Source organism: Desulfovibrio sp. OH1186_COT-070 (genome assembly GCF_003860215.1).
Lineage (GTDB): Bacteria > Desulfobacterota > Desulfovibrionia > Desulfovibrionales > Desulfovibrionaceae > Desulfovibrio.
In genome coordinates, this window is sequence record NZ_RQYH01000110.1 from 1 (window position 1) to 831 (window position 831).

General features: G+C 56.8%; 1 protein-coding gene. It reads left to right on the plus strand.

Going from position 1 to position 831, the window contains the following annotated elements; all coding sequences use genetic code 11:
- The coding region (locus EII23_RS12095) for a Bro-N domain-containing protein (protein WP_148091274.1) at positions 1-450 on the plus strand (450 nt) is incomplete at its 5' end.
- Between the last annotated feature and the right edge of the window lie 381 nt (positions 451-831).

The following is an 831-nucleotide window of genomic DNA, read 5'->3' on the forward strand; positions in this document are numbered from 1 at the left end:
CACCAACACCCCCACCCCTCCGCCGCCACCCCCGCCCCCGCCCCCGCCAACAACCCCGTCGCTGTCCGGACATTCGGTAATACGGCGTTCGGCAACATCCGCACTGTGCTGGATGAGAAAGGCGAGCCGTGGTTCGTGGCGAAGGATGTGTGCGCAGCATTGGGATACTCCGAATCTTCGCTCCGGCAGTTAAGCAACCTGTTCCAGTATGTACCGAAGGAATGGAAGGGGCCTAAACCGTTTAATACTCCCGGCGGAAAACAGCAATTGACAACACTTTCCGAGCAGGGCCTCTATTTCTTCCTTGCCCGTTCGGACAAGCCCAAGGCGCTGCCGTTCCAGCGGTGGCTGGCCGGAGAAGTTCTCCCGGCAATCCGCAGGCACGGCGGCTACCTCACGCCGGACAACTTGAAATTACGAAGCGTTGGATTGCAGGCGGATAGCAATTAAGTATCCCCTTATGAGAAAGATACGCCTTCCTGTTTTTCCCCACTTTCACTGACTGCTTCCCTTCCCGGCGGCCTTCGCCAATGATGCCCAGAGCTTGGGAATTAAGTACTACCTTATGAGAAAAGGCGCATTTCTGCCGCCTGCTCGCTCACAGTTTGCCGTTCAAGCCTTCCCCAATGATTCCGCCCGGTTGGGAATTACCTCCCCCCTTATGAGAAAAGGTCGCGCGTTTACAGGACGATGCGCGGCCTTGCCATAACCACACAACACGCAACAAGGAGTTTTTGGCCCATGAAAGAGCCGGAAGAAACAAAAAACCCCGCCGCTGATGCCCACAGCCTGGCGGGCATGAAAGTCATTTCGTTGGGCGAACTGCTGGAC